19 protein-coding genes, 2 tRNA genes and 1 other RNA gene are annotated in these 23749 nt (G+C 66.6%); 17 read left to right on the top strand and 5 right to left on the bottom strand.

The genetic code is table 11. The features are described 5' to 3' along the window. The first annotated feature begins 2 nt into the window (after nt 1-2). The 4 genes from ACOQFL_RS13020 to ACOQFL_RS13005 all read left to right on the top strand — a co-directional run bounded on the left by ACOQFL_RS13020 (nt 3) and on the right by ACOQFL_RS13005 (nt 4582). Nucleotides 3-2138 (top strand): ATP-dependent DNA helicase UvrD2, encoded by a 2136-nt coding sequence (locus tag ACOQFL_RS13020; protein ID WP_435544401.1) that lies wholly within the window; start codon nt 3-5, stop codon nt 2136-2138. A gap of 341 nt (nt 2139-2479) precedes the next feature. Then, complete coding sequence (locus tag ACOQFL_RS13015) at nt 2480-2659, top strand: hypothetical protein (RefSeq protein ID WP_435544400.1); 180 nt, start codon at nt 2480-2482, stop codon at nt 2657-2659. 157 nt (nt 2660-2816) lie between these two features. Further along, nucleotides 2817-3188 carry a WhiB family transcriptional regulator gene (locus ACOQFL_RS13010; RefSeq protein WP_435544399.1) on the top strand — a complete coding sequence of 124 codons (372 nt, stop codon included), beginning with the start codon at nt 2817-2819 and terminating at the stop codon, nt 3186-3188. A gap of 527 nt (nt 3189-3715) precedes the next feature. After that, on the top strand, nt 3716-4582 hold the full coding sequence (locus ACOQFL_RS13005) for a class I SAM-dependent methyltransferase (RefSeq protein WP_435544398.1): 867 nt from the start codon (nt 3716-3718) through the stop codon (nt 4580-4582). A 245-nt stretch (nt 4583-4827) separates the two neighbouring features. On the opposite strand, the gene ACOQFL_RS13000 is transcribed toward ACOQFL_RS13005, so the two are convergent. Together ACOQFL_RS13000 and ACOQFL_RS12995 are read right to left on the bottom strand one after the other, a co-directional pair. Next, nucleotides 4828-6138, bottom strand: coding sequence for an ABC1 kinase family protein (locus tag ACOQFL_RS13000; protein ID WP_435544397.1), 1311 nt, complete (start codon nt 6136-6138; stop codon nt 4828-4830). Nucleotides 6139-6393: 255 nt separating this feature from the next. Next, nucleotides 6394-6558 carry a DUF5679 domain-containing protein gene (locus ACOQFL_RS12995; protein ID WP_170837521.1) on the bottom strand — a complete coding sequence of 55 codons (165 nt, stop codon included), beginning with the start codon at nt 6556-6558 and terminating at the stop codon, nt 6394-6396. Nucleotides 6559-6853: 295 nt separating this feature from the next. Here ACOQFL_RS12995 and ACOQFL_RS12990 point away from each other — a divergent pair, with 295 nt between their 5' ends. Further along, nucleotides 6854-7408: a M48 metallopeptidase family protein gene (locus ACOQFL_RS12990; RefSeq protein WP_435544396.1), complete on the top strand. Its 555-nt coding sequence runs from the start codon at nt 6854-6856 to the stop codon at nt 7406-7408. A gap of 289 nt (nt 7409-7697) precedes the next feature. Here ACOQFL_RS12990 and ACOQFL_RS12985 read toward each other — a convergent pair whose 3' ends face one another. After that, on the bottom strand, nt 7698-9155 hold the full coding sequence (locus ACOQFL_RS12985; RefSeq protein ID WP_435544395.1) for a zinc-dependent metalloprotease: 1458 nt from the start codon (nt 9153-9155) through the stop codon (nt 7698-7700). Between the two features lie 184 nt (nt 9156-9339). Here ACOQFL_RS12985 and ACOQFL_RS12980 point away from each other — a divergent pair, with 184 nt between their 5' ends. Beyond that, the gene (locus ACOQFL_RS12980) at nt 9340-10365 is read left to right on the top strand and encodes a YlbL family protein (protein ID WP_435544394.1); all 1026 of its coding nucleotides are present in this window, start codon (nt 9340-9342) and stop codon (nt 10363-10365) included. 107 nt (nt 10366-10472) lie between these two features. Here ACOQFL_RS12980 and ACOQFL_RS12975 read toward each other — a convergent pair whose 3' ends face one another. Continuing rightward, nucleotides 10473-11036, bottom strand: a complete 564-nt coding sequence (locus tag ACOQFL_RS12975; protein WP_435544393.1) for a PPA1309 family protein — start codon at nt 11034-11036, stop codon at nt 10473-10475. A 238-nt stretch (nt 11037-11274) separates the two neighbouring features. On the opposite strand from ACOQFL_RS12975, the gene ACOQFL_RS12970 reads away from it, so the two are divergent. From ACOQFL_RS12970 to ACOQFL_RS12960, 3 genes are all read left to right on the top strand, one after another. Beyond that, on the top strand, nt 11275-14340 hold the full coding sequence (locus tag ACOQFL_RS12970) for a UPF0182 family protein (RefSeq protein ID WP_435544392.1): 3066 nt from the start codon (nt 11275-11277) through the stop codon (nt 14338-14340). A gap of 141 nt (nt 14341-14481) precedes the next feature. After that, nucleotides 14482-14558, top strand: a tRNA-Met gene (locus ACOQFL_RS12965). Between the two features lie 315 nt (nt 14559-14873). Continuing rightward, nucleotides 14874-14947, top strand: a tRNA-Met gene (locus ACOQFL_RS12960). Nucleotides 14948-15227: 280 nt separating this feature from the next. On the opposite strand, the gene ACOQFL_RS12955 is transcribed toward ACOQFL_RS12960, so the two are convergent. Next, nucleotides 15228-15440, bottom strand: coding sequence for a hypothetical protein (locus ACOQFL_RS12955; RefSeq protein WP_092625856.1), 213 nt, complete (start codon nt 15438-15440; stop codon nt 15228-15230). Nucleotides 15441-15854: 414 nt separating this feature from the next. On the opposite strand from ACOQFL_RS12955, the gene ACOQFL_RS12950 reads away from it, so the two are divergent. From ACOQFL_RS12950 to ACOQFL_RS12915, 8 genes are all read left to right on the top strand, one after another. Further along, nucleotides 15855-16295, top strand: coding sequence for a PadR family transcriptional regulator (locus tag ACOQFL_RS12950; RefSeq protein ID WP_435544686.1), 441 nt, complete (start codon nt 15855-15857; stop codon nt 16293-16295). A gap of 81 nt (nt 16296-16376) precedes the next feature. Next, nucleotides 16377-17495, top strand: a complete 1119-nt coding sequence (gene prfB / locus ACOQFL_RS12945) for a peptide chain release factor 2 (protein ID WP_435544391.1) — start codon at nt 16377-16379, stop codon at nt 17493-17495. A gap of 288 nt (nt 17496-17783) precedes the next feature. After that, nucleotides 17784-18473 (top strand): cell division ATP-binding protein FtsE, encoded by a 690-nt coding sequence (gene ftsE / locus ACOQFL_RS12940; protein ID WP_043578170.1) that lies wholly within the window; start codon nt 17784-17786, stop codon nt 18471-18473. A 69-nt stretch (nt 18474-18542) separates the two neighbouring features. After that, nucleotides 18543-19445, top strand: a complete 903-nt coding sequence (gene ftsX / locus ACOQFL_RS12935) for a permease-like cell division protein FtsX (RefSeq protein WP_435544390.1) — start codon at nt 18543-18545, stop codon at nt 19443-19445. Nucleotides 19446-19556: 111 nt separating this feature from the next. Further along, complete coding sequence (gene smpB / locus ACOQFL_RS12930; protein WP_435544389.1) at nt 19557-20033, top strand: SsrA-binding protein SmpB; 477 nt, start codon at nt 19557-19559, stop codon at nt 20031-20033. A gap of 79 nt (nt 20034-20112) precedes the next feature. Then, complete coding sequence (locus ACOQFL_RS12925; RefSeq protein WP_435544388.1) at nt 20113-21021, top strand: amidohydrolase family protein; 909 nt, start codon at nt 20113-20115, stop codon at nt 21019-21021. A gap of 198 nt (nt 21022-21219) precedes the next feature. Beyond that, nucleotides 21220-21592: a transfer-messenger RNA gene (ssrA, locus tag ACOQFL_RS12920) on the top strand. Between the two features lie 779 nt (nt 21593-22371). After that, on the top strand, nt 22372-23718 hold the full coding sequence (locus ACOQFL_RS12915; RefSeq protein WP_435544387.1) for an MFS transporter: 1347 nt from the start codon (nt 22372-22374) through the stop codon (nt 23716-23718). Nucleotides 23719-23749 lie beyond the last annotated feature (31 nt).

Here is a 23749-nt window from a genome sequence, read left to right as displayed (position 1 = left end):
GCATGACCGATCAACCGCGCCTGCTGGAAGGTCTCGATCCGCAACAGCGTGCCGCGGTGACGGCTCCGCGCGGTCCGGTCTGCGTGCTGGCGGGCGCGGGGACGGGCAAGACCCGTACGATCACTCACCGCATCGCCTGGCTGGTGCAGCGCGGCCTGGTCGTGCCGCAGCAGGTGCTGGCCGTGACCTTCACCGCGCGCGCGGCGGGCGAGATGCGTACCAGGTTGCGTGGTCTCGGCGCCACCGGAGTTCAGGCGCAGACTTTCCACGCGGCCGCGTTCCGGCAACTGCGGTACTTCTGGCCGAGAGTGATCGGTGACGAACTGTGGCCGTTGACCGAGCAGAAGTTCCGGCTGGTCACCCAGGCAGCGGGAAGGCTGCGGCTGGCCACCGACCAGGACTCGGTGCGCGATCTGGCCACCGAGATCGAGTGGGCCAAGGCGACGCTGCTCACCCCCGAACACTATCCGGCGGCCGCCGCCGAGCGAGGACGCGAGTGCCCGGTTCCGCCGGAACACTTCACCAAGGTCTTCGAGGGCTACGAGAAGCTCAAGAACTCGGCGAAGGTGCTGGACTTCGACGATCTGCTGCTGCACATCGCGGCCATCCTGGAGGAGAACACCGAGGTGGCCGAGCAGTTCCGCGCGCAGTACCGCAGCTTCGTGGTGGACGAGTACCAGGACGTCACCCCGCTGCAGCAGCGAGTGCTCGATGCCTGGCTCGGGCAGCGCGACGATCTCACCGTGGTGGGTGATGCCAATCAGACGATCTACTCGTTCGCAGGTGCCTCACCCCGTTGGCTGGTCGAGTTTCCGCGCCGCTATCCGAACGCCGAGGTGGTAAAGCTGGAACGTGACTACCGTTCCACACCGCAGGTGGTCACTCTGGCGAACCGGGTCATCGGCGCCGCGAGGCCGGACAGGGGAGCCGAGGACGACGAAGGGGAGGACACCGGTTCGTCGGGGACCGATCTCACCCTGGTCGGGCAGCTTCCCGACGGTCCCGACCCGGAGTTCGCCGCGCACGACGACGAGGCCGAGGAGGCGCGTGCGGTCTCCCGCAGGATCGCCCGGCTGGCGGGCAACGGGGTGCCGTTCTCCGAGATGGTCGTGCTGTACCGCGTGAACGCGCAGTCGGAACTGTACGAGCAGACCCTGTCGGAGGCCGGGATTCCCTACCAGGTTCGCGGTGGCGAGCGGTTCTTCGCGCGTACCGAGGTGCGCCAGGCCATCACCGCGCTGCGCACCGCGGCGAACCGGGGGAACACCGGGCCGGGGGAGCTTCCCAAGATGGTGCGTGAGGTCCTTGCCGAGGTGGGGCTGACCGAACGGGCTCCCTCCGGCGGTGCCGCGCTGGAGCGGTGGCAGTCGTTGAACGCGCTGGCCGAACTCGCCGACGAACTCGCGGGGCAGGTGGAGCATGCCGATCTGACGCACTACGTGGCCGAGCTCGACACCCGTGCCTCCGCGCAGCATCCCCCCACGGTCGAAGGGGTCACGCTCGCCTCGCTGCACGCCGCCAAAGGGTTGGAATGGGACACGGTGTTCCTCGTCGGGCTCGTGGAGAAAACGCTGCCGATCCAGTACGCCGACGGGGACGAGGACGCCGTCGAGGAGGAGCGGCGGTTGTTCTACGTGGGGGTCACACGTGCTCGGCAGCGGGTGCGACTGTCCTGGTCGACCTACCGGGGGGAGGGCGGTGGTCGCAAACGCCGCCGCAGTCGGTTCCTGCGTGAGCTCGATCCCGCCGAGGACTCCGCCCCGGCCTCGAAGTCGAAACGGCGGGAGAAGTCGGCCGGTTCCCGGCGAACTCGCGAGGTTCACTGCCGGATCTGCTCGACACCGCTGACCGCGACCGCCGATGTGAAGCTGGGGCGCTGCTCCGGTTGCCCCTCGGACGCGGACGATGAACTGCTCACGAAACTGCGCAGCTGGCGCACCGAGCGGGCACAGCAGCTGCGGGTACCCGCCTACGTGGTGTTCAGCGACGCCACGCTGCTGGCCATAGCCGAGCAGCGACCGGACGATTCCGAGGCGCTGAGCAGGATTTCGGGCGTGGGCGCGACCAAACTGGAGCGGTTCGGGTCCGATGTGCTCGAACTCGTCAACGAAAGCGGTCACAGCGGCGGCCAGGAGTAGCTGTGGGCGGGACCCGCGACCTCGGTCAGCCGGGACGCCCGCTCGACCGATCCTGTCGGTTCCCGGCCGTGGCAGTTCCGACACCGGGTGGGTAGCTCACGTCCCACCCACCCCCGCGCGGGAGAGCGCGGTGCGGTGGCTTCCGCGCCGGTTGTTTCGGGGGTGTCCGATCGGGACACCGATCGGTCGGTGAAATCACTCGGTGCGGGGAGATTCAACCGCTGGGCACAACGCTGTGAAAAACCACTTGCGCTGTGTGTGTCCCCCCGAATAATCTTCCTGTCGGCAGGCCGGAGAGGACATGCTCGTCCGGCCGGGGTCACGAGAAGGCGGTGTGCGCGATGCGTAAGAACGACTGGTTGTCGGCGGTGGACCAGCACGCGATCGCGCTGATGAGCACCGGTATGTCGATGTTCGCGAAGCGAGCCGCGAATATCGGCCCCGCGCGTCTGTGCACGCATCGTGATGTTGAGCCGAGCAAAACCTATCCGGGTCGGGTCGTGCCGGAGCGAAGTACCTGAGTTACTCGTCGAGTGACTGTCGCTCTTTCGGCCGCGGACCCGGCATCGGGTCCGCGGCCTTTTTAATGTGTCCCCGTTCTCGACTCTTCCGTCCAAATTGGATCAAGTTATAGCGCCGAACAGCGTAGAAGAATTCATCTCATCAGGAGGAGAACGCATGTCGACCGGCAGTGCCCCTGCGGCAACCTGGGGCGAGACCGGCAATCACGGCGGAGCCGTTTCCGCTCTGCTGCACACCGCGCCCGACACGGACGAGCGAGTTCCGTGCCGTCGGGATCCGGACCTGTGGTTCGCCGAGAACCCGTCCGAACTCGAACGCGCCAAGCAGCTGTGCGCCGAGTGCCCGATCAGGTCCGAGTGCCTGGCGGGAGCTCTGGCGCGGGCGGAGCCCTGGGGGGTCTGGGGCGGCGAGATCGTCGAACACGGCTCCGTGATCGCTCGCAAACGGCCGAGGGGGCGGCCACGCAAGCACCGGTCGGCCGACACGGCCGGTGCGGGGGTTTCGGCGGTCCGCGGCCGTGCCGCGTGATCACCACGAGACCGCTCCGACCAATAACCACACAGATATGTTCACAGGAGTGAGAGCAGCAAATGTTTCCCGAGGAAACAACGCGATTACGCTGTAGACAGTTCCGCGGTGAGGCCGAGCGTGCCAGGCTGCCGCACCGGCTCGCCGCCGTGCGGTTCTGGCGTCGCTTGGCGTGTTTCGCGTCCCGACGGGCCGAACGCCATGAGCGGCGTATCTGAGCCGGATCCCGAGCGGGGTGCCCGAGGGGGCGCGGTTCGCGCGCCCCGGCGCCCCTCACTCGCGGAAAACAATCTCCGCCGGTCGACAACACGACCGGAGAAGATCCGTCCGGCCGAAGCGTGAGTTCGGGCGAGCTCGTGAACTGTGGTGGCCCGGCGAGTGCGCGCTGTTCGCGTACGAGCCGGCCACCGGTATTCGCCCGAATCGGGCGAGCGGGGACTTCCCCCGACCATTCGCAGCCCGGATACGGAGCGGGTGCCGTTGTGCGGAGCGGTATTCGATTGCCCTGCGGGCTAAGCTTGACGATCATGCACCATCATTCGCACGACAACATCGACTGGGACACCCGGTTGCGGCAACTGCGGGACGAGGACGGCCTCACCGCGCCCCAGACACGGCGGATCGCGGAGACACTGGTATCGGGGCCGGACGCCTGCCACTCGGTGATCGATGTCGGCTCAGGGGCGGGCGGCGCGGCAGCGGCGTTCGCCGCCGCTCTGCCGGGCGGCACGGTTACCCTCGTCGACTCCGCCCCGGAGTTGCTCGCCGAAGCCGAGCGCCACGCCACCGAACACGCCGCCCCGGGGGTCGAGGTTCGCGGTGTTCGGGCCGATGCCGCCGACGAAGAACTCGGGGGCGCTGTGGGCAGTGCCGATCTGGTTTTCTCCTCGCTGGTAGTGCATCACCTGCCCGACCAACTGGCAGGCCTGCGCCGGTTGGCGGAGCTGGTGCGCCCGGGAGGCAAACTGGTGATCGTCGAGTCCGGGCTCTGGGCACACGTGCTGCCCTGGGACGTCGGGGTCGGTGAACCCGGGTTGGAGGAACGCCTGCTGGCAGCGCGGCACTCCTGGTTCCGCCGGATGCGCGCCGAGATGACGGGTACGGTGCGGTTGCCCGTCGGTTGGTCGACGGCACTGCGGCAGGCAGGGCTGGAAGACGTCGAGTCGTGGAGCTACCTGGTGGACTGGCCCGCCCCGGTCACCGGTTCGGTGCGCGACATCGTGCTGCGCAGGCTGGAGTGGCTGCGCGAGGCCGCCGTGGAGGAGTGCTCCGCCGACGACCTGGCCGCGCTCGAGCAGCTGCTCGACGAGCAGGGGCCGCACTACGCCGGGCGGCGGGACGATCTCTACTACCTCGCCGCGCACAGCGTTTTCGTCGGCCGCAAACCCACGTGACGGGGTGCGTCACCCCGGTTTTCGTAGGGGTGCGTGTGGCGGAACCTCTGGCACGGCTCTCGCTGCGGGTGCCCCGACATCGGGTAGTTACTACACAACGTCGGGGCCGTCCTCGCGAGAGCCGCACCGGAGAACCCGCGGCGGTGCGAACTGCCTAGGTGGTAGGAGCTCGGCTTGCGGGAGTGGCGGGAGTGCGGCACCGCGTCGCCCCACAGCCCGGCGATTTCTCGCGAAATCGACGCCCCTCAGTCCGCGAAGCCGGGCTGCCAGTTCGAGATGATCTCCCTGGCAGCCACTTCCGCGTCCAGTTGGCACAGGATGCCGGTAGCTCCCAGTGTCACCCGGTGTATCAGCAGGTAGTCCGGGGGCAGATTCAGCGACCGGCCGGTGCGGAAGTCGGGACTGCGCAGGTCGCCCACCCGGTCGGCCTGCCGCTGCAGCCACGAGCGGGTGAAGTGGAAGGTTTCGGTTCGCGCCGGGTCCACGAACGGCCCCAGGTACGCCTGTACGTCCTCGGCGCGGAGTTCGGAGTCCGTCTGCACGAACCGGTCGCTGCGCAGCAGCTCCATGAGCTCCTCGGCCCGGTCCTCAAGCGCCAGCCGCAGCATGCGTCCCAGCGTCCTCGGCAGTCCTTCCGGAAGCCTGGCGACCGCACCGAAATCGATCACGGTCAGCCTGCCGTCGGGAAGCAGCTGGAAGTTGCCGGGATGGGGGTCGGCGTGTAGCAGGCCGACCCGGGCGGGAGACGAGAAGTGGAACTCGCCGAGCAGCTCGCCCGCCCGGTCGCGCTGTTCCCGTGTCCCGTTGTTGATGATCTCGGCGAACGGTGTGCCCGAGACCCATTCGGTGACCATGACCTTGGGTGAGCTCGCCACCACCCGGGGGACGTGCACCAGCTCGTCGCCCTCGAACGCCGTGGCGAACGAGCGCTGATTGTCCGCCTCGGTGCGGTAGTCCAGCTCCTCCACCATCCTGTCCTGCAGCTCGCGCAGCAGCGGTTTGACCTCCGCGCCGGGCAGCATCGACTGGAAGAGTCGGGAGAAGCGCATCAACTGGCGCAGATCGGAACGCAGTGCCTCGTCCGCGCCGGGGTACTGGATCTTGACGGCGACCTCTCTGCCGTCGTGCCAGACCGCGCGATGCACCTGGCCGATGCTCGCGGCCGCGGTGGGCGACTCGTCGAACTCGGCGAAGCGCGAGTGCCAGCCGCTTCCCAGCTGTTCGTCCAGGGTGCGCCGCACGCTGGACTCCGACATCGGCTCTGAGGTCGTCTGCAGCTTGGACAGAGCGTCCCGGTAGGGCTCGGCGAGTTCGTCGGGTACAGCGGCCTCGAACACACTCAGCGCCTGCCCGAACTTCATCGCCCCGCCCTTGAGCTGACCGAGTACGGCGAACAGCTGTTCGGCCGTACGAGCGGAGAAATCGGCGCTGACGGTGTCGGCATCCTGCCCGGTGAGCCGCTTGCCCCAGCCCGCGGCCATTCTGCCCGCGGCGCCGAGCGGCAGACTGGCGAGTTTGACGGTGCGCTGTGCTGCTCGGCGGGGGACGTCGCTCACGGGAACTCCCTTCCAGTCGGCAGGGCGCCGGGACGACGAGCCGTCTCGGAGCACACGCCTACGGGCTCACCGACATGCTAGAGGTTTTCGCATAGTCGTGTGCAAGATCGTCCTCGACGGATCGTTCCGCCGAACCGGTGAAAGGGGGTCGGAAACGAACGAATCACCCTCCCAGGAGCCGTCGACGCGGTTGTGAGCGGCATTGTCACCGCCAGGTCCCGCTTCCTCGACGGCGGGAGTCGGCCCTGGGGTGCGCTAGCCCTGGGGGTTGTGCGCCTTGCCGAGAATGCGGGTCATCTTGGTGCCGCAAACCGGGCAGGTCCCTTTGGCCATCCGTCTACCGTTCGTCTCCGATATCTCACCGGTGAAGTCCCGCTTCTCCCGGCACTTTACGCAGTAACCGTTGTATGTCTCGGCCACGGCTGCCTCCATCGGGTAACTGTTCTTCCGAAGCGTTCAAGCGCGTCCTCGCGTGCCTCGGAACTGTGCTGGGCAAAAGGTACCCGCGCCCGGAGCAGCGCGCAGGAGCTCGGCATATCGCGATTTCGGATGAATGTCTTAACCCGTTCGGGGGTGGCAGCGCGTGTTCGATTCGTGTCGATCAGTCATATTCGCAGCGCTCGTCGGATTCCTCGATGCGGAATGACTAGTTGATCTGCGCTTCGGATCACAGCGGAACCCGCGAGCACGATCGACCTCGCTAGGCTCCCCGATCGTGACCGAACCGCAAGTGGAGGTGCGCCGCAGCAAGCGGAGAAAACAGACGGTCAGTGCCTACCGGGACGGTGGCAAGGTGGTCGTACTGTTACCCGCGCGGATGAGCCGTGCCGAGGAGCGACACTGGGTCGACGAGATGCTCAGCAGGCTGCGTCGTAGCGAGACCCGCCGCAAGTCGCCCGCCAGGGCCTCCGACGAAGCGCTGATGAACCGATGTGCCGAACTCTCCCAGCGCTACCTGGACGGGCTCGCCGTGGCGGCCGGAGTCCGATGGGTGGCCCCGATGCGCACCAGGTGGGCTTCCTGCACGCCCGCCGAGGGCACCATCCGCGTCAGCCGCAGGCTTCGGGAGGTCCCGAGCTGGGTGCTCGACTACGTGCTGGTACACGAACTCGCACACCTGCTGGTTCCGGGCCACGGAGCTGACTTCTGGGAGTGGGTGAACCGCTATCCCAGGACGGAACGAGCCATCGGCTACCTCGAAGGGTTGACCGCGGCCGCCGATCTCGGAACGGGAGGCGGGGACCCGGTGTCAGACGACGAGGTCGACTGAGCGGAATCCGCGCATGCTGGCTCCTAGGGGGCCGAGAACCGGGCGGTCCCGGTGCGAGCGGTGAGGAGCAGCGTCCCGCCTCTCCCGGGGGACCGTGCCGCACTCGCGGGGAGGACCGCACACGGGGAGGAGACCCGATGGCGCCCGAGCGCTCGTTCGGAGTCGGGCCGTCCCTCGTGCCGGATCGCCCGGGATCGGTTCGGTCGGAGCGAAGACCCGGACGGCTCCGGCACCAGGGGCTCCGGCATCCGGGTAGCCCGGTCACCCCGACAGCGAAGCCGAACCCCCGTCAGCGATCGTCGTCCTCGCCGCGTTCCTCGCCGGTGGAATCCTCCGAACCGGACTGGCCCGCCTGCTCGGCGGCCTCGGCACGCCGGATCGCCGCGATCGGGTCGTCCAGATCCTCGTTGCTCTGTCCCCAGCGATCGGCGAAGTCCAGTGGCTCGTCCAGATCAGAACCGTCCGGCAACAGATCCGGGTGGTCCCAGACCTGGTCACGGCTCGTGATCCCGTGCCGCTCCGTGAGCAACCGCCACAGCGATGCGGCCGCCCGCAGCCGACGGGGACGCAGCTGCAGTCCCACGAGGGTCGCGAAGGTCTGTTCGGCCGGTCCGCCGGTGGCCCGCCTGCGTCGGACCGTCTCGCTGAGCGCGTCGGCGCCGGGCAGTCGTTCCCCGACCGCGTCGGCGACCACCACGTCGACCCAGCCCTCGACCAGGGCCAGCAGTGTCTCCAACCGGGTCAGCGCGGCCTGCTGCTCCTCGGTGGTTTGTGGCTCCAGCATGCCGGAGTTCATCAACTCCTGCATCGAGTTCGGGTCGCTCGGATCCACCTTGCTCGCCAAGTCCTCCAGCGCGGAGGTGTCGACGTGAATACCGCGTGCGTACTCCTCGACGGTCGCCAGCAACCGTTGCCGCAGCCAGGGCACGTGACTGAACAGCCGGTGGTGCGCGGCCTCCCGCGCCGCCAGGAAGACGGTCACCTCACTGGCGGGCCGGTCCAGGCCCTCTCCGAAACGCTCGATGTTGGCGGGCAGCAGCGCGGCCGTCCCGTCCGGGCCGAGCGGAAGCCCCACATCGGTGGAGGTGAGCACTTCACCGCCGAGCTGGGCCAACCCGTTGCCCAGCTGGGAGCCGAAGGTCAGCCCGCCCATCTGGCCGAGCATGGACACGATCGGTCCCGCCGCCTGCTTGGCCTCGTCCGGCAGCGCTTCCAGCCACGCCTCGGAGACGCGTTCGGCCACCGGATCGCACAGGCGTTTCCAGGTGGGCAGCGTGTTGTCCACCCAGTCGCGTGCCGACCAGGACCGCACCACGTGCGTGCCGGTCGGGAAGGCGGTCGTGGGGTCCAACCAGAGCTCGGCGAGCTGGATGCCGTCCTCGATGGCCTTGGTCTGCTGCTGGGTCGGGCGCTCGGTGTGCTTGTTGGTCTGCAGCTGCTGGTGGGCCAGCTGCTTGGCCAGGTCATAGTTGACCGGCCCCGACTCACCACTGGAGGAGTGGCTGAGGGCCTGCCCGAGCTGGGTCAGCATCTGACCGAGCGCGCTGATGTCGAAATTCGGCATACCGCCGGAACCGGGCATGCCCCCGGGACCCGGCATCCCGCCGAAGCCGGGGAATGAACCCGCTCCTCCGGAAAAGCCGGCGCCGCCCCCGGAGCCACCGTCCGATGAGTCGCCCCTGTTGCGATCATCGGGTTCCTCGTTGTCGGGATCGTGGGGGCCGAACCCGAAGGGCACATCACTCATGGTTCCACCGTACGCGGAAGAGGCGGACGGGGAGTAGGTGAGCTGTCGGCCGCTCGCCGAGGGCGAACGTAATGGCGGAATCGCCTCCGCCCCACTCCGAGATCCTCGCTGCCGAACTCCACATCTCGGGCGCCACGCAAGTCGCCCACCGGCCGCTCACGTTCGGCACGTAGGGTGTCGTGCTGTGAGTCGCCGTACCTGGACCCTGCTTACGAGTGTCGTTCTGGTCATGGTCTTCGGGCTGCTGGGAGTGTTCGTTCCGGTGCCCTACGTGGCACTGGGTCCCGGTCCGACCCATGACACGCTCGGTTCTTCCCAGGGCAGGCCGGTGGTCCGGATCGAGGGTACCAAGACCTTCCCGACGAGTGGTCACCTCAACATGACCACCGTCTCGGTCACCGATGAGCTGTCGATCTTCAGCGCGCTGACCTTCTGGGTCAGCGGTGACTACGCTCTCGCCCCTCGCGAGCTCTACTTCCCGCCGGACAAGACCGAGCAACAGGTCCAGCGGACCAACACGCGTGCTTTCCGCAATTCGCAGACCTCCGCCGAGACCGCGGCGCTGCGTCATCTCGGTTATCCCACCGAACTCGTCGCCGAGGAGATAGTCGCCGACAGCCCGGCCGAAGGGGTGATCCAGCCGGGAGACGAGCTGCTCGCGGCGAACGGCACCCAGCTGAGTGACCCGCAGTCGCTGATAGACGCCCTGTCGGGCATCAAGGCAGGCCAGCGGGTCACGATCCGCTTCAGGCACGAGCAGCAGCAGCCGCAGCGCACCACCATCCGGCTCGCACAACCACCGGACGACCGTTCCCAGGGGTTCCTGGGTGTGCAACCCGGGCTACGGCCACAGGTCGACTTCGAGGTCGACATCAGGCTGCCCGACATCGGTGGACCTTCCGCCGGGTTGATGTTCTCGCTGGCCGTGGTGGACAAACTCACGCCGGGAGAACTCACGGACGGCAAGTTCATCGCGGGAACCGGTGAGATCGATTCGCAGGGCAACGTGGGCCGCATCGGCGGTATCGGTTTCAAGATGACCAACGCCCACCAGGCGGGCGCTCAGATCTTCCTGGTTCCGGAGGGCAACTGCGCCGCTGCCAAGTCCCAGGCCCCCGAAGGCATGCGGCTGATCGAGGTGGGAACCCTCGGTGAGGCGGTCGATGCGCTCAACTCGGTCCGGGCGGGGGAGACACCTCCACGCTGCTGATTCGGCGTGGCACCCGGTGAGGCCCGGGTGCCGACAGCCGGGCGGGCGGGGTCCGCGGCGGCGCTCCCGAGCCCGGAGTCCGACATCCCGGAGCCCCCGCCGGAACGTCACTCCTCGAAGGTGGCGTGCATCGCGTTGAGCAGATTCGGCGCCAGGGCACTGTCCTCGACGAGCTCGCCCTCCTCCTGCTCCGGATCACCGTCGAAGCCGTCGTCGACCTCGGGATCCTTGTTGCGCAACCGCAGCACACAGGTCTGCGTCCCACCGCGCAGTACGGCGGCCACCAACCGCGCTTCCCGGCGTTCCGGGTGCTGCGCGGCGGCGTTCCGTGCGGCGTCGTCCTCGGGTGGGAGCTCCTGTTCGGCCTCCGGGGGAAGCACCACGATCTCCTGGACCAGCGCGCAGCCCAGTACCCGCTCCGGCCAGGCGATCCCCGCCAAAGCCTCACCGATGTCGTTGCCGGGCAACTCTTCCTGCTCCACCGGCGTCAGTGGTGAACTCGTGTTGAGCTGTTCGGCCAGCCCGGGCTCGGCCTCCAGTAACTCCGCGGTGTCGACCAGCGCGAACATTCTGGCCGGTCGTTCCCAGCCCTCCGAAGCCACGAACTGCTCGATCTCGCGTGTCACCGCGGGCAACCCCGCGGTCATTTCCTCGGTGATAGCGGACGACATTCACCCATCCTCGCACCGACGAGACCTCCTGGTTCGGGCCCCGTGGCAGCCCTCGCGTCCGATGATCGGCACACCTTTCCAGCTGATGATTCCCCGTAGGTCGGGATGTCCGTTTGATGCGAATTCGCGGGCACGTCCCACTATCTCGTGAAGGGGTCGTAGAGTTGACCGCACGGGAGCCCGGGTCGCACCGGTGGCCCGGCCCCGCTGCCCGCGGATCGTCACCAGGGAGTGCGCTGTGGCCACGAGGCCGGTAGGAGTACCCAAACTGTCCCGGCGAAGCCGGATTCTTCTGATCCTGGGCGCGGTCGTGTTGGTAGGACTGATAGTCGGATCACGCCTGATCGGGACGTACGTCAATTGGCTGTGGTTCGGCAGTATCGACTACCGGGGAATCTTCACGACGATCGTGCTCACCCGGATCGTGTTGTTCGTCTGTGCCGCCGTGTTCCTCGCCGGGGTGCTGGCGTTGAACCTCTGGCTGGCCTATCGCACCAGACCAGTTTTCGTGCCGCTCGGAAGTGGGCAGGACGACCCGTTGATGCGGTACCGCACCGTCATCACGCAGCGATCCAAGTGGTTCGGCATCGGAATCCCGGCGATCGTCGGCGCGATCGGTGGTTTGGCGGCCACCGGTGACTGGCGCATGGTGCAGCTGTTCCTGAACCGCACCCCGTTCGGCACCCAGGACCCGGTCTTCGGCAACGACATCAGTCTCTACATCTTCCAGCTGCCGTTCTTCCGCTGGCTGCTGGCCTGGGGATTCATCGCGGTCACGCTGTCGTTCTTCGGTGCGCTCGCCGTGCACTACATCTTCGGTGGCATCAAGCTCGCGGGCAGGTCCGGGCAGATTTCGCAGCCCGCCCGGATCCAGCTCGCCCTGTTGGCCGGGATCTTCGTGCTGTTCAAGGCGGTCGACTTCTTCTTCGACCGCTGGGATCTGCTGCTGTCACAGCGTAGTGACCTCTTCACAGGTGCCAGTTACACCGATCTCAACGCGGTGATGCCGGCCAAGGTGATCCTGCTGTGCATCTCCATCATCTGCGCGCTGGCCTTCTTCGCCGCCGTTTTCCTGCGCAACTTGCAGATCCCGGCGCTGGCGACGGTGCTGCTGGTGCTGTCCAGTCTGGTCATCGGCGCGCTGTGGCCCGCGCTGCTGCAGCAGTTCTCGGTCGAACCCAACGCCAACCAGCGCGAGGCGACCTCGATCGAGCGCAACATAGCCGCCACGAGGCAGGCCTTCGGTATAACCCAGGAAGACGTGACGGTTCGCGAGAACTACACGCAGGGCGGTGGTTCGGACTCTGGTGGTTCGGACTCCGGTGGCTCCGACTCCGGTGGCTCCGACTCCGGATCGAGCGATTCCGATGTCACTCCGGAGGAGGTCGCTCAGGACACCGGCACCGTCTCCAACGTGCGGTTGCTCGACCCGAGCCTGCTCTCCGAGACGTTCACCCAGCTGCAGCAGCAGTTCAACTTCTACGGCTTCCCGGACGAGCTCGACATCGACCGGTACCGGGACGAGAACGGCGATCTGCAGGACTACCTGGTCGCGGTGCGCGGAATCAACACCGACGGCCTGGCCGAGAACCAGCAGTCCTGGATCAACCGGCACATGGTCTACACCCACGGCAACGGTTTCGTGAGCGCACCCGCCGACCGCGTCAGCTCGGTGCCCGGTGAAGGAGGCGACACCGGTGCCTACCCGGTGTTCTCGATGAGCGACGTCGCCAACGACGGTCAGGGCAATATCCCGGTCGAGCAGCCCAGGGTCTACTACGGCGAGCTCAACCAGGACTACGCCATCGTCGGTGCGCAGCAGGGCGAGGAGCCGCAGGAGTACGACACGCAGAACTCGCGCTACACCTACCAGGGCGAGGGTGGCGTCGGCATCGGGAACTGGTTCAACCGTGCCGTGTTCGCGGCCAACTACGGCGAGCGCAACATCCTGTTCAACCAGGAGATCGGTTCGCAGTCGCAGATCATGTTCAACCGCAATCCGCGGGAGCGGGTGCAGAAGGTAGCACCGTGGCTCAAGCTGGACGGTGATCCCTATCCCGCGGTGATCGACGGACGCATCAAGTGGATCGTCGACGGCTACACCACGCTGAACAACTACCCCTACTCCAAGTTGACCTCGTTCGGGCAGGCAGCCAGCGACTCCACCAGTGATGTCGCCCAGCCCAACCAGCAGATCAATTACATCCGCAACTCGGTGAAGGCCACCGTCGACGCCTACAGCGGCAAGGTGACGCTCTACGAGTTCGGGGAGAAGGATCCGGTACTGGAGGCCTGGAAGGGCGTCTTCCCGGGGGTGGTCAAGCCGAAGAGCGAGATCAGCGACGAGCTGCGGCAGCACTTCCGCTATCCGGCCGACATGTTCAAGGTGCAGCGGCAGCTGCTCGCCCGCTACCACGTGGACAACCCGGGCGACTTCTACGCCACCCGCGGTTTCTGGGAGGTCCCCAACGATCCCAACCAGGATCAGCGCAGCGGTTCCGGTGAGAAGCAGCCACCGTTTTACGTGATCGCGCAGGCGCCCACGCAGAACCGGCCGACCTTCCAGCTGACCAGTGCCATGACCGCGCTGGAACGCCCGAACCTGTCCGCGTGGATCTCGGCATCCTCGGATCCCGAGACCTACGGTCAGATCACCATGCTGGAGCTGCCCACGGACAACCAGACGCCGGGTCCGGTGCAGGTGCAGCGGCAGATGGAGTCCACACCGAAGGTCACCGAGGACCGGACACTGTTCGACAACCCCGGGGTCCGGGCGATGTTCGGTAACCTGCTGACCCTGCCGGTCGAGGGCGGGATGCTCTACGTGGAGCCGATCTACATCCGGCCGAACAGCGAGGACTCCTACCCGCAGTTGGCCAGGGTGCTGACTTCCTACGGTGACAGCGTCGGCTATGCCGATACGCTGCAGGGCTCGTTGGAGCAGGTGTTCGGTCCCGGTGCGGGACAGAACACCGAGACCGCCGAGAACGAGGACCAGCAGCAGGGCGACCAAGGACAACAACAGGGCGACCAGGACCAGCAGGGCGGTCAGGACCAGCAGGGCGGTCAGGACCAGCAGGGCGACGGTCAGGGGCAGCAGGGCGACGGTCAGGGGCAGCAGGGCGACGGTCAGGGGCAGCAGAACAGCTCCGAGGTGAACCAGGCCGTGCAGGAGGTGCAGGCCGCGATGGAAGAGGTCCGTTCCGCGCAGAACTCCGGTGACCTCGGCCAGCTGGGTCAGGCCTTCCAGCGACTGGAGGAAGCCATGAACCGTTACGAGGAGGTCACCGGCAACGGTGGCTGATCCGTAGCGGGGAACCGGGTGGTCGAGCGGCCACCCGGTTCCGGTCCAACCGCTCCGTGACAAGCGAAAACGCGATAACACCCACCCCCTGCGCGGAGATGGGTGGCCACGGTGTAGAGTTGCAATTACAACGAAACACGGCGCGGGGTGGAGCAGTTCGGTAGCTCGCTGGGCTCATAACCCAGAGGTCACAGGTTCGAATCCTGTCCCCGCTACCAAATACGCCCCCCTTCCGGATCTCCGGAAGGGGGGCGATTTTTCGTCCGCCCGGGGTTTCCCGGGCGGTGCTCCTTCGGTCCCGCTGTGGAAATGACACGTGCCGGACCACGTCCGGAGCCGGGTGCCCGTCCCGGGGTCACACGAAGCCGCGCGCTTGCCGGGGGCCTCGTCCCGCCAGGCCGTCCGGTAGGAGGTGCTTCCGCTGCCCGGCGGAGGGAGAATCCGCTGCTGAGCGGAGGCGATCATTGGTTGAGCACCCCCCTGTGTGGCGGCCGCGGGCCGCGGTGTAGAGTTGCAACTACAACGAAACACGGCGCGGGGTGGAGCAGTTCGGTAGCTCGCTGGGCTCATAACCCAGAGGTCACAGGTTCGAATCCTGTCCCCGCTACTGCGATCGGCCCTCGGAGCACATGCTCCGGGGGCCGAACTGTGTTCGTGGGCACCGGTCCTTCGTGTGGCGTTTTGTGGGTGCTCCTTGTTGGGCTCTGGTAGGAGGTCCCCTCACGGGGAGTCCGAGTGGTGTCGGTAACCGCTGTCGGAGTCGGTACCGGGCACGGTGGGGCGACACCGTCCCGATGACACAGGATGGATCGGCACGAGATGGGCACGTGGTTCCACGGTTTCCGGGCTCGTGCATCGCCGAGCCCGGATTTTCGTGCCCGGCGGCCTCAGCCGTCGGCCCACTTGCGGGCGCAGTTGGGCGAGCAAACCCGCCCCTCGCTGCTCCCGCTGCGGAAGGCACGCATCTTGCGGCCGCAAACTATGCAGTTGTGCGGACTGTCCACCTGGATCGGCATCATCGACCTCGCCCGTTCCGAAACCTTGCTCGCCATCCTGGTCCTGCCCTGGGCGAGCTTGGTCCGCAGCAGACTCCGATGCACGGTGTTACCTCCCTAGCTCGGCGGGTCCTTCCCTTACGGCCCCGTCGCACTGACCGGCCCCGTTACTATGCCGGCCAAGGTGAAGGGTGCCCTTAACAACGGGCCTTGCGCAGCATCTCAACCAGAATTACCCATTTCGGGTTAAAAATCGTCCCCGGCCGGCCGACAGTGAGTGTACGAATTGGTTGCTCCCCGCGGATGAGACCGCAATGGAAGTGAATCCGGGTCGTAGCAGCGGCTTCGCGAGCTGAATTGAATGCGTTGCGTGTCCAGCTACCCCCCTGGTTGCGCTGCTGTTTCGGACACGGCTTACGGCCATTGTGGACAGCCTGTCAGTGCCGTGGCACCGTAGGAGCCGTGACCGACCTGAATGCGACATCCGCAGCCTTGCTGGGACTTCTCCACGAGGGGCCGATGACCGGGGGACAGTTGGTGGCCGCGGCCACCGACCGGTTCAGCGGGTTCTTCAGCGTCACCCGCAGCCAGGTTTACCGGGAACTTCCCGCCCTCGCCGAGGACGGCATGTTGCGTCTCGGCAAGCAGGGGCCCCGATCCAGCCAGCAGTACATCATCACGGCGGCGGGCAAACGTGCCTTCAAGTCGTGGCTGAACACCGAACCCGGTCCGGACAACGTGCGCAGCCCGCTGCTGTTGCGATTGCGCTACGCGGGCATGCTCACCTCGAAACAGCGTGACCACCTGGTTACCTCGGCTCGTGAGCAGTACGTCGAGAAGCTCAACGAGGCCAAGAACGCCGCCAAGGTGGCCGAGGACCCCTACGAGAAGGCCGCGGCGGACTTCTCGGTGGCCCACAACCGTGCGGTCATCAAGATGCTCGACGCGATACCCGAATGACCTTCGCGTGAGGTCCGAGCTCGGAAAAGGACCGCCGGTCCACGTCCGGGGCCGTGAAGCTGTGAAGTAGGCTGGGGAACCGTGAACCCCGACGTCGCCGCCGAGCTCAAGGACATGTCCGAAACCCTCGAGGGCATCGAGCGAGTCATGGATCTCGATGCGTTGCGGGCCCGGATCGCGGAGCTGGAGGAGGAAGCGGCTCGCCCGGACCTGTGGGACGACGTCGAATACGCCCAGCGGATCAACAGTCAGCTCGTGCACAAGCAGAGCGACCTGCGCAAGATCACCGGGCTTCGACAGCGTCTCGAAGACCTCGAAGTGCTCTACGAACTCGGTGAGAACGAGGACGACAGCGCCAGTGTCGCCGAGGCCGAGCAGGAGCGTGGCCAGCTCAAGAGGGATCTCGCCGATCTGGAGATCCGAACCCTGCTCTCCGGCGAGTACGACGAGCGTTCCGCCATGGTCACCATCCGGGCGGAAGCCGGTGGGGTGGATGCCGCCGACTTCGCCGAGATGCTGCTGCGGATGTATCTGCGGTGGGCGGAGCGCCACGAGTACGGGACCGAGGTGTACGACACGTCCTATGCGGAGGAGGCGGGCGTCAAGTCCGCGACCTTCCGGGTGGACACGCCCTTCGCCTACGGCACACTCTCGGTGGAACAGGGGACCCACCGGCTGGTGCGAATCTCGCCGTTCGACAACCAGGGGCGCAGGCAGACCTCGTTCGCGGGGGTGGAGGTGCTCCCGGTGGTCGAGGAGACCGACCACGTGGAGATTCCGGAGAAGGACATCCGGGTGGACGTGTTCCGCTCCTCAGGGCCCGGCGGTCAGAGCGTGAACACCACCGACTCGGCGGTTCGACTGACCCACCACCCCACGGGGATCGTGGTTTCCTGCCAGAACGAGAAGTCCCAGCTGCAGAACAAGGCAGCGGCCATGCGGGTGTTGCAGTCCAAGCTGCTGGCGCGCAAGCGCGAGGAGGAACGGGCTCAGCTCGACGCGCTGCGGGACAGCAGCGGTTCCGGGTGGGGCAATCAGATCCGCTCCTACGTGCTGCATCCGTACCAGATGGTCAAGGACCTCCGCAGTGGCTACGAGGTGGGCAACCCCGAGTCAGTGCTCGAGGGGCAGATCGACGGGCTGTTGGAGTCCGGCATCCGGTGGCGCAAGCAGCAGCACGACCAGGAGCAGCAGAGCTGATCGGAGCTCGCCGTGTCCCTCGGTGAGCCGCCGTCCGCAAGCTTCCGCTCGAAGTGTGTGAACAGCCCGCGCGCCCCGGCGACGCGCGCTTCTCGTTGCCTTCGTGCTTCCCAACGGGGGCTTTCCCGCCGTGACTGGTCGCGCGGCGCCGGTTCGGCTCCGTGCCCGTGTTCGGGGCCGCTCGCGTCGTCTCTCGGGCCCGGAAGCGCGCATGGTAATTGGTCGAGTGCAACCAATGGTACGGGTGAGTGAAGGACCCCCGGATGGTCGCAGGTAAGCTCACTGCCCGTGATCCGGCTCGAACACGTGTCAAAGACGTACAAGACGTTGGCGCGCCCCGCTCTCGACGACGTCTCGGTGTCCGTGGACAAGGGCGAGTTCGTATTCCTCATCGGCCCCTCCGGGTCGGGCAAGTCCACGTTCCTGCAGCTGCTACTGCGGGAGGAAGTCCCCACTCGAGGTAGGGTGATCGTCGCCGACTGGAACGTCGCCAAGCTGCCGAGGCGGCGCGTTCCCAAGCTGCGGCAGCGGGTCGGCTGTGTGTTCCAGGACTTCCGCCTGCTCAACAACAAGACCGTCTTCGGCAACGTCGCCTTCGCTCTCGAAGTGATCGGAAAACCCCGACACACCATCCGCAAGGTGGTTCCCGAGGTGCTGCAGCTCGTCGGCCTGGACGGCAAGGCGGACCGGATGCCCGTCGAGCTGTCCGGCGGCGAACAGCAGCGGGTCGCCATAGCCAGGGCGTTCGTCAACCGTCCGCTGGTGCTGATGTGCGACGAGCCCACCGGAAACCTCGACCCGGACACCAGCCAGGACATCATGCTGCTGCTGGAGCGCATCAACCGCACCGGAACCACGCTGGTCATGGCCACGCACGACCACTCGATCGTCGACTCCATGCGTAGGAGGGTCGTCGAGCTCAGTCACGGCCAGGTCATCCGTGACGACGCCCGTGGTGTGTACGGCGTGGGCCGCTGAGCCCGCTGCACGCAAGGGCAGTGCAGCCCCGAACCCCAAGTCGCAGACCGCACCGAAAGCTGACTCAAGATGCGCGCGAGCTTCGTATCCAGCGAGGTCGTCAACGGCCTTCGTCGTAATGTGTCGATGACGATCGCGATGATCCTGACCACCGCCGTTTCGCTCACGCTGCTCGGTGGTGGTCTCATCGTTGTCCGTAAGGTGGAGCAGGCCCAGGAATCGCTGCGCAACGCGGCAGACGTCGTCGTCTACATGAACGAGAACGTCAGTGCCAACGATCCCGAGTGCGCCAACGAACCCTGTGCCGCACTCCGTTCCGAGCTGGAGCAGGCCTCCGGCGTGCAGTCGGTGCAGTATCTGAACCGCCAGGCCATCTTCGAGCGGGCGACCGAGGAGTTCTCGAACCAGCCGCAGCTGCAGGAGCTGGTGCGGCCCAAGGCGCTGCCCGCGGCCCTGTGGGTCGAACTGGGCGACAACGTCACACCGCAGGCCATCAAGAAGCAGTTCGAGGGACGCGCGGGCATCGGTTCGATCAACGACCAGTCCCAGTTCGTGCGAAACATGGTCAACAAGCTCAACGACGTACGTGACGGGACGTTCCTGATCGCGGCGTTGCAGGCCTTCGCCGCACTGCTGTTGATTTCGAACACCATTCAGCTCTCTGCGTTCAACCGCCGCACCGAGACCGGCATCATGCGGTTGGTGGGTGCCTCCCGCTGGTACACCCAGCTGCCCTTCCTGCTGGAGGCCATGGTCTCCGGAATCATCGGTTCCGTAGCGGCGACCGGGCTGCTCATGGTTCTCAAGGAGGCGTTCCTCGACGGGTTGATGAAGCCGTTGACCAACGCCAACCTGTTGACCGCGGTCAGCTACGCCGACGTGGCCTTCGTGGCACCGATCCTGGTGCTGGTCGCCTCGGCGATCTCCGGCCTGACCGGGTATCTCACCCTCCGGCTGTACGTGCGGATCTGAGGATCGCTCGTTTCGCGGCCCGGCGTCTCGGTGTTCGGTTCCGAGGCCGGGCCGCGCCGCGTGCGAAAACCACGTGGTCCACTCGCAGGAGGCAGCGCTATGCTCGCCGGTATGGCAAAGGAACGTGGCCACAACCTGATCGCGCGCAACCGCAGGGCGCGGCACGACTGGACGGTGCTGGACACCTACGAGGGCGGCATGGTGCTGACCGGAACAGAGGTGAAGAGTCTCCGCCAGGGGCGCGCTTCGCTGGTCGACTCCTTCGCGACGATCGACCGGGGCGAAGTGTGGCTGCGCAACGTGCACATCCCCGAGTACACCGAGGGAACGTGGACCAACCACGCCCCGCGTCGCTCGCGCAAGCTGCTGCTGCACCGCGACGAGATCGAACGGTTGCTGGGCAAGACCAAGGAGAGCGGGCTGAGTCTGGTGCCGCTCTCGCTGTACTTCTCCGACGGCAAGGCCAAGGTCGAGTTGGCACTGGCCCGGGGTAAGCGCATCCACGACAAGCGCAGGGACATGGCCAAGCGCGATGCAGAGCGTGAGATGGCTCGGGCCATCGGCCAGCACCGCAAGGGCATGCGCTGAGGATGCCGTTACGCGGACGACTCTCGTGTGATCCGCCGCGCTCGGATGAGACGGTGCACCCGGCGTTCGGCTGCCCGTGGTGAACGGGTTCGAGGGGCCGCCGTCCGACGAGGACGTCCCGGACTGGATCGCGGCCCTCGGCCTGCCGGGGCTGGTGGATCTGCACACGCACTTCCTGCCCGAGCGGGTGCTGCGCAAGGTCTGGGACTACTTCGATCTGGCCGGCACCCATTACGGGATCGAGTGGCCGATCCGCTACCGCTTCGACGAGCCGACCCGACTCGGTGTGCTGGACCGCCTGGGGGTTCGCGCGTTCGCGCCCCTGGTGTATCCGCACAAACCGGGTATGGCCGAGTGGCTCAACCGCTGGGCGCTCGAGTTCGGGCGTACCACGGCCGGGGCCGTGCCCACCGCCACGATGTATCCGGAACCCGAAGCCGCCGACTACGTGGCGGCGGCCCTCGACGGCGGGGCCCGCTGCTTCAAAGTGCACGTGCAGGTGGGCGAGTTCGATCCGCGTGACCCGCTGTTGGAGCGGCCGTGGCGCTTGCTGGCCGAGTCCGGGGTGCCGGTGGTGGTGCACTGCGGACACGGTCCGCTGCGCGGGGAGTTCACCGGGCTGGACGTGTTCGCCGAGGTACTCGAACGCCACCCCGGCCTGGTGGCGGTGCTGGCGCACGCCGGGATGCCCGAGTACGGGCGCGCGCTGGAGCTGGCGCGGGAGCACCCCGGGGTTTACCTGGACACGACGATGGTCGGTGTCGCCTTCAGCGAGCGGTTCGCGCCGTTGCCGTCCGACTGGGCCGCCAGGCTGCCCCCCGTCGCGGACCGGGTGGTGCTCGGCTCCGACTTCCCGAACATTCCCTATTCCTACGCCGAGCAGCTCGCAGCCGTGGCAGGTTGGGCCGGTGCCGAAGAGCGGCTGGGAATACCGTTCCTGCGTGCGGTGTTGCACGACACGCCCGCACGGTTGCTCGGATGCGGCTGACCGGCTCGTGATGGCTGGTCCTCGTGGCGGCCACTCGGTGGACCGAGGGGCCGGCCGCGGAACTTCTCGCGAACTGGTTCCCGGCCCGGGAGTGATCGTGCGGGAGCGGTACGTTATGATGTTGGGTACGGAGCCGTCCGGGTGGCTCACCCGGTGGGGCCGGACTGTTGAACAACAGGTTGTTGAGTAACTGAACACGGGGGTGAACGGTTTCGACTCTGGCCGTTGAGCCAAGGGAAGCGTGCCGGTGCAGGCGGAAGACCACCGTAAAGCGTCGCCGTAAATTAACAAGCGCCGACAACAAGAGTCAGCGCGAGTTCGCACTCGCCGCCTGAGCGAGTAGCGACTCTGTCGGACCGGGTAAGTCTCCGACCCGGACCCCGGCATCGTGCAGGGGACTCACCGTTTAGTTCGGTCGCGGGACTGAACGGGACATCGCACAGCGACTGGGCTTGTCACACCGGCTTGTTCGCGTGACCGGTGAAGCCGAGTAGAGACAGAGCGAACTGCGCACGGAGAAGCCTTGGTGAGGCGACAGAGGACCCGGGTTCGAATCCCGGCACCTCCACTGCGGTCCCGGTGACCGCGCGAATTTCGAAGTGATACCCCGCTCGGCGAGCTCCGCCGGGCGGGGTTTTTCGTCGTCTTACCCGAGCCGTACCCCCGTGTCGTGCCCGCGTCCCTTGCCGTACTCCTGGGGCCTCTCCGGTCTCGCGGCGCGGCGATTTCGCGAGAAATTGACGCCACGTGGGTGGTGAGTCTCCGACGGCTGAATCCGACAGCTGAATCGTCGAAGTAGTCGAATTCGGCGTTGTTTCGGAATGTGATTCCGGTTGTCGCCGCGAAACACCGCGCTCGTCAGTGAGCAACCGCGATGCTCTTTCAGTATTTCCCGATACTGCTTCGGTGTTAGACGTGCATCGACCCACATGCTTAAGATCACTCCCAACCGGAAGACGGTGACCCCGGACACAACGGAGGCGGAAGAGGTGGCCGCAACGATGCACACCGTGCCGGATGTGGCTCACGGGAGCTCCGCGAGTCCGCTCACCCCGAGAAAGCCCAGTTCATGACCGATAGTCCGTCGAGAGGGGACGTCGACATCCCGGCACAGGGCTCGCCGTTCGTCCGGCGAGTCGTGAGTCGCCGCTGACCATTCCGACGGCGATTGAGCGGTCCTCCGTGATCCGGTGCCCTTTCCGGATCGCTCGCACCGGGAAATCGTCTCATTCCGCAACTTCGTTTCTGCTGATCTTTTCCTGCCCGGGAAGGATTCCACGTTGGTGGACAAGAGCGGTTCCGTGCCCTCGTCGGAATCATGTTCGCGGGAAGGAATCCGAGGAGGGCTCGATGGTCGAACAAGTCACCGAGAAGAGAACTGAGAGGAATGGGAAGTCTCCACGGCGCACCAATGTGCGGTGGTTGATCGCCGGGCTGCTCGGTATCGGTCTGATCATCGCGTTCGTGGATCGCGCCAACCTCTCCGTGGCGATGCCCACGATCAGCGAGGAGTTCGGCATCAGCACCACGATGCAAGGAGTCATCCTCGGCGCCTGGACCTGGACCTACGCGGCCTTCCAGCTGCCCGCCGGTTGGTTGACCGACAAGCTCGGACCTCGGACCGTGTACGCGGCCGCGGTGGTGTGGTGGTCGCTGTGCACGGCGGCGGTGGCGCTGGCACGCGGTACCGCCTCGCTGTTCGGGCTGCGGCTGCTGCTGGGGATCGGCGAGGCGCCCGTAATGCCCAGCAGTGCCAAGGTCGTCTCGGAGTGGTTCCCCAGGAAGGAACGTGCGCTGGCCTCCGGGCTCTACGGCGCGGGCAGCGAGGCCGGTGCGGCGGTAGCGATTCCGCTGGCCTCCCTGCTGCTGTTGGCCTTCAGCTGGCACGGCGTGTTCCTGGTCACGGGTGCCCTGGGGCTGCTATGGGCGGTGGTGTGGTTGTGGATTTACCGGACTCCTCGCAAGCAGCGCTGGACCTCGCGGGCGGAGGCGGACTACATCGCCGACGGTGACGATGAGGAAGCCGATCCGGAGGAGCGGGACACCTCCATCGCGTGGGGCAGGCTGTTCCGCTACAGCACCACGTGGGGATTGTTCTCCGCCTACATCTGCCGGAACTTCCTAAACTACTTCTTCATCACCTGGTACCCGACCTATCTCGTCAATTCCCAGGGCTTTTCCGCGATGGACCTGGCCAAGTACGGCGCGATTCCCGGTCTCGTGGCCATATTCGGGAACTTCGCGGGCGGTTGGTTCTCCGACCGTCTCGTTCGACGTGGTGTTTCGTTGGCGCTCGCCCGTAAACTCCCGATCATCATCGGAACCCTCGGTTCCGGAACCGTGGCCTTCGCGGTCTTCGCTCCCAACGCGGTCGTCGCCCTGACACTGCTCAGCGTCTCGTTCGCCAGTTCCTCCTTCGCCTCGGCCGCGATCTTCAGCCTGCCCATCGACGTCGCACCCGGCAAGGGCAACGTTTCGTCCATCTTCGCGATCCAGAACACCGGCTCCCAGATCGGCGGTCTGCTCAGCCCCATCGTCATCGCGTTCCTGCTGTCGTTGACCGGCTCCTTCGTGGTTCCGCTGCTGTTCACGGGAGCGCTGTGCCTGGTCGGTGCTGCCGTGTACGGATTCGTGGTCAAGGTGCGACCGCTCGACGCCGACGAACGGCCCACCGTCTCCGCCGACGCGGCGAGCTGAACCCCACGCCCGAGCGTCCCGCGAGCCACCG

Origin of the sequence: Actinopolyspora sabaoui, from assembly GCF_051225635.1 — a bacterium.
Taxonomy (GTDB): Bacteria; Actinomycetota; Actinomycetes; order Mycobacteriales; family Pseudonocardiaceae; genus Actinopolyspora.
The sequence above is the reverse complement of the archived record's forward strand: the minus strand, read 5'-3'. Positions and strand labels throughout refer to the sequence as shown.